The 4776-nt window shown below is 60.3% G+C and carries 4 protein-coding genes; 3 read left to right on the top strand and 1 reads right to left on the bottom strand.

The genetic code is table 11. The annotated features are described in order from the left end of the window. Positions 1-150 precede the first annotated feature (150 nt). Both ACOCD2_RS12595 and ACOCD2_RS12590 read left to right on the top strand, forming a co-directional pair. On the top strand, positions 151-606 hold the full coding sequence (locus tag ACOCD2_RS12595; RefSeq protein WP_293648077.1) for a hypothetical protein: 456 nt from the start codon (positions 151-153) through the stop codon (positions 604-606). A 212-nt stretch (positions 607-818) separates the two neighbouring features. Further along, positions 819-1277 (top strand): hypothetical protein, encoded by a 459-nt coding sequence (locus ACOCD2_RS12590; RefSeq protein WP_293648081.1) that lies wholly within the window; start codon positions 819-821, stop codon positions 1275-1277. Here the strand turns inward: ACOCD2_RS12590 and ACOCD2_RS12585 are convergent. Beyond that, positions 1240-2181, bottom strand: a complete 942-nt coding sequence (locus ACOCD2_RS12585) for a LysR family transcriptional regulator (RefSeq protein ID WP_293648083.1) — start codon at positions 2179-2181, stop codon at positions 1240-1242. The two genes, ACOCD2_RS12590 and ACOCD2_RS12585, sit on opposite strands and share 38 nt — an antisense overlap. 95 nt (positions 2182-2276) lie before the next feature. Between ACOCD2_RS12585 and metE the strand changes: the two genes are divergently transcribed. Then, positions 2277-4583: a 5-methyltetrahydropteroyltriglutamate--homocysteine S-methyltransferase gene (gene metE / locus ACOCD2_RS12580; RefSeq protein WP_293648085.1), complete on the top strand. Its 2307-nt coding sequence runs from the start codon at positions 2277-2279 to the stop codon at positions 4581-4583. Positions 4584-4776: the final 193 nt, after the last annotated feature.

Genomic DNA, 4776 nt, shown 5'->3' with positions numbered 1-4776 from the left:
ATTCAGTTGTGGGGACAACTCAGTTTCGGGTTGTAACATGGGCCGTATCAGTCGTGACAGGCTGAGCCTATCACTCATGACCACGTCCTAAGGACGTGGGTTTCTACGCTAAACTAAAAAAACATGTCATCCCCTACCCGGAGTAAAACCATGAAAACCAGACTGCTCATTCTCCTGTCCCTTTTCAGCCTTTCTTTCTCTGCCTTTGCTGCAACCGGCATGACACCGGAGCAGATGCAGATGCTGCATCACGCCAACCCCATGCCCAACCTCATGCACGTGATCATGACCCAAGGCGACAAACTCGAACTGACCGAGAAGCAGAGTAAGGCACTGGATGAATGGCACAGCAAGAACCACCCGCGCATCATGGAAATGGTCAAGCGCGTGGCAGAGCTGGAAAAGACCCTGGCCAACGAAGCCCTCGACGGTGCTTCCGGCGCCGTGCTGCAGCAGATCACCAATGAAATTTTCAAGGTGCGTGAAAACATCATTAAGACCAAGCTGGCCTGCCGCAACAACATGCACAATATCCTGAACCCGAAACAGTGGGACAAGGTAGTGGAACTGTACAAGGCCGGCAAACAGGCGCCCGTAAAAGACTGATGCAGCATCCCCTGAACGGGCCTGTATTCGAGTCCCGTTCAGGAATCATCGCCTTCGCCCCCGGCGCGTGAACCTCTCGCCTTCCCCAGGGCACCTGAAGCCATTGCTGTGGCTGTCCATTGCCCTGCTGGCGCTGAGTGCAGCCACCTTCTTCATCATCCAGAACGGCAGCACGGCACCTCCCGGCGGCCACGTCGCCCCGGCTCGGCACCGTGCTGCTGTGCTGGTATGTCTATCCTGCCCTGCTGCTGACTGACAGGAGACTGCAGGCCTCACGGGGCCTGCTCGCCATCTTCCTGATCAACATGCTTGCCCGCGCCCTTATCGAGCTGGGCATGATGTATGCTTGGCACAGCTGGCACCCCTGGTATGGCATCTCCCATGACCTGTTCAGCCTGCTGCTCTGTCTGGTACTGGGAGCCAAAACACCCGCCGGTACGTCGTTACTCAGAACCTATTTTCTGGCTATGGCCTTTCTGTTCGCCGTGGAGAGTTTTTTCGCCTGGTACATGATGACGCATATTTCATCGGAGCAGGGTCCGGTTTTCTATGTGCCGTCAGACCCGGCACATTTCACCCTGCTGCTCAGCACCGGCGTGATCGTCGGCATGACCTGGCTGTTCCTCGCCTGGTTTACCCGGCGCTGGCTGTATCTTCCTCAACCGGCATGATGTCCGGCAGGCGCTCAAAACAGGTGGCCCTGGCCTGATCGACAAACCCCTGCATGTAAGGCCTGCCGCTGTCACTGCTGCGCATGCCGGCATACAGGGTACCCCTGATACCGGCTTTCCCGAGTGGCAGAAAGCGCAGGCGGGGGTTGCCATTATATTCATGCAAGGCCCAGCTGGGCAGCGCGGTCACGCCCCTGTTGCTGGCAACCAGTTGCAGCATCATGGGTGTCAGTTCCACATGCCGGATCTTTGCCGGCTGCACGCCCGCAGGTTGCAGAAACCGGGAAAACAGATCCAGCCGTCCCGGTGAAACGGGATAAGTGATCAGGGTCTGTGCGGACAGATCCCCGGGGCGCACGAAATCTCTCGATGCCAGGGGATGCCCGGCGTTCACCACCAGTCGGGATTCGTAGCTAAACAGGGGGAAGAACGCGAGATCGGGATCAGCGACCGGATCGGAGCTGATCACCACGTCCACGTGACCCGAGCGTAACGCCGGCATGGGTTCGAAACTGTGTCCCAAAGTCAGGTCCAGCTCCACCTCCGGCCAGTCTTCCCGGTACAAATCCAGCACCGGCATGAGCCACTGGAAACAACTGTGGCATTCGATACCGATATGCAGCCGGCCGGCGATGCCATCGGCCAGGCGCGACAGCGAATCTTCACAGGCCCGGACACGGGGAATGACGATACGGGCCAGCTCCAGCAGTTTCTCTCCCGCCACACTCAGCTTCAGGGGGCGGCTCTTGCGCTGAAACAGCCGGGTGCCGAAATGCGCTTCCAACCCCCTGATCTGGTGTGACAGTGCAGACTGGGTGAGATGCAGACGCCCGGCGGCCGCAGTCAGACTGCCGGTTTCCTCCAGGGCCAACAGGCTGCGCAAATGGCTGATCTGCAGATACATGAATTAATCTCATGTTTTATTGATTATTTATCAATTGTACTCTTGTTTCTGCTCGAACAGAATGCGCCCTTTCCAACCACCCATCCAACAGCGACATGACAACCATCCACAACCTGGGCTTTCCCCGTATCGGCCACCGGCGCGAGCTGAAATTCATTCTGGAACGCTACTGGCGCAATGAGGCTTCCGCACAGGAGCTGGCCGCCACTGCCGCGCAACTGCGACAACGGCACTGGCATCTCCAACAGGAGGCAGGGCTGGACCTGCTGCCGGTCAACGATTTTTCACTCTACGACCAGATACTGGATCACAGTCTGCTGCTGGGCGCTGTTCCCCATCGTTTCGGCGACCTCAGCCGCCACAGCCATGCCGACGCCGCTTTCTGCATCGCCCAGGGCAGGGACGACCAGGGACGGCCTGTTGCCGCAGGAGAGATGACCAAGTGGTTCGACACCAACTACCACTTCATCGTGCCCGAACTGCGGCCGGGACAGCGTTTCGGCATCGGCAGCGAAAAGCTGTTCCAGGAAATCGAGCAGGCCCGTTCACTGGGACACAGGCGGATCAAGCCGGTGCTGCCCGGCCCTCTCACCTGGCTGTGGCTGAGCAAGGCGGAACAGGAGGACTTCGACCGCCTGGAACTGCTGGACGACCTGGTGGCAACATACGGCAAGATACTGACCCGCCTCGCCGGCCTGGGCATCGAATGGGTACAGCTGGACGAACCAGCGCTGGTTCTGGACCTGCCCCAGGCCTGGAAACAGGCCTACGAAAGCGCCTATACCCGGCTACAGGCCGCGCCGGTGAATATACTGCTGGCGACCTATTTTGGCCCGCTTCAGGACAACCTGCGCCTGGCCGCGACCCTGCCGGTTGCCGGCCTGCACGTCGACGCGGTACGCGCTGACGAGCTGAACATGCTGTGCGATCACCTGCCCGCCTACAAGGTGCTGTCCGTGGGCATCATCGATGGCCGCGACATCTGGCGCAGTGATCTCGACGCCTGCCTGGCGCGCCTCGCCCCGCTACAGGCGCGTCTGGGAGAAAGGCTTTGGCTCGCCCCTTCCTGTTCCCTGCTGCACGTGCCGGTGGACCTGGACAGCGAAGACGGGCTGGACGGGGAACTGCGATCCTGGCTGGCGTTTTCGGTGCAGAAGCTCGACGAACTGACTACCCTGAAAATGGTCCTGGATGGCGCTGGGGACCAGGCTGATGAGGCCTTGCTGGCCGCCCGGTCTGCCGGCATCAGCCGCCGCCAGTCAACCCGCATCCATCAGCCAGCGGTGCAGGCCGCGCTGGACACCATCACGCCGGAACTGCAGCAGCGCCAAAGCACCTACCCGCGGCGCCGCGGTCAGCAGATCACCCTGCCCCTGTTGCCCACCACTACCATCGGCTCCTTCCCCCAGACGCCGGCGATACGCAAGGCCCGCCGGGATCACCGCCAGGGCAGGCTCGATGACGACAGCTACCGTCAGCAGATGCGCGACGAAATCGCCGCAGTGGTGCGCTTCCAGGAGCAGCTGGGGCTGGACGTACTGGTGCACGGCGAGGCCGAACGCAACGACATGGTGGAATACTTTGGCGAACAGCTCGACGGCTTCGCCTTCACCCGCTACGGCTGGGTGCAGTCCTACGGCTCACGCTGCGTCAAGCCGCCGGTGCTGTTCGGCGATGTTTCCCGCCCACGTCCCATGACCGTGGACTGGACCGCCTATGCCCAGTCGCTGACGGAAAAACCCATGAAAGGCATGCTTACCGGTCCGGTCACCATCCTCAACTGGTCTTTCGTGCGTGACGATCAGCCCAGGAGCACGACCTGCAGGCAACTTGCCCTGGCCCTGCGTGACGAAGTGCTGGATCTGGAACAGGCAGGCATCCGCGTCATTCAGATCGATGAAGCCGCACTGCGCGAGGGGCTGCCCCTGCGCAAGGCCGACTGGCGCGACTACCTGGACTGGGCCGTGGAAAGCTTCCGCATAACCGCCGGTGGCGTCAGGGACAGCACCCAGATCCACACCCACATGTGCTACTCGGAGTTCAACGACATCATGGAGGCCATCGCCGCCATGGACGCCGACGTGATCACCATCGAAACTTCACGCTCGCGCATGGAACTGCTGGATGCCTTCGTGGATTTCGCTTACCCGGCTGAAATCGGCCCCGGCGTGTACGACATCCATTCACCCAATATCCCCGAGACAGCAGATATGGTGCATCTGCTGGAGAAAGCACTGGAACGCATTCCCGTTGAACACCTCTGGATCAACCCAGACTGCGGCCTCAAGACCCGCGCCTGGAAGGAGGTGGAACCAGCCCTAAAGAACATGGTGCAGGCTGCACTGATATTGCGGAAAAATCTGCAGGACAACACACTTGCGACAGGATCAGATGTCGCCTGAAAACATCTGAAAGACACAGCTTCCCGGTGCCGGCGCACCGGGTCATTGGGGTAAGAAAGCAGAATCAAAAGCAATTAGTCGAGTAGATCGGCCATTGCTGGCTTTCACCCTCACAGAACCGGACGTGCGGATTTCCCGCATCCGGCTCTTCCGAGCAGGTCACCCGGATTGAGCGGGAGCCAATTGTCTGGGC

The sequence above is a fragment of the Thiolapillus sp. genome (assembly GCF_048562965.1).
In the GTDB taxonomy this organism is placed as follows: Bacteria; Pseudomonadota; Gammaproteobacteria; order Chromatiales; family Chromatiaceae; genus Thiolapillus; species Thiolapillus brandeum_A.
This window is presented reverse-complemented; position numbering and strand designations above follow the sequence as displayed.

What these genes read in the sequence shown, in the direction of transcription:
- ACOCD2_RS12585 (WP_293648083.1), bottom strand. Translation starts at nt 2,181, where the DNA reads ATGTATCTGCAGATCAGCCATTTGCGCAGCCTGTTGGCCCTGGAGGAA.
- metE (WP_293648085.1), top strand. Translation starts at nt 2,277, where the DNA reads ATGACAACCATCCACAACCTGGGCTTTCCCCGTATCGGCCACCGGCGC.
- ACOCD2_RS12595 (WP_293648077.1), top strand. Translation starts at nt 151, where the DNA reads ATGAAAACCAGACTGCTCATTCTCCTGTCCCTTTTCAGCCTTTCTTTC.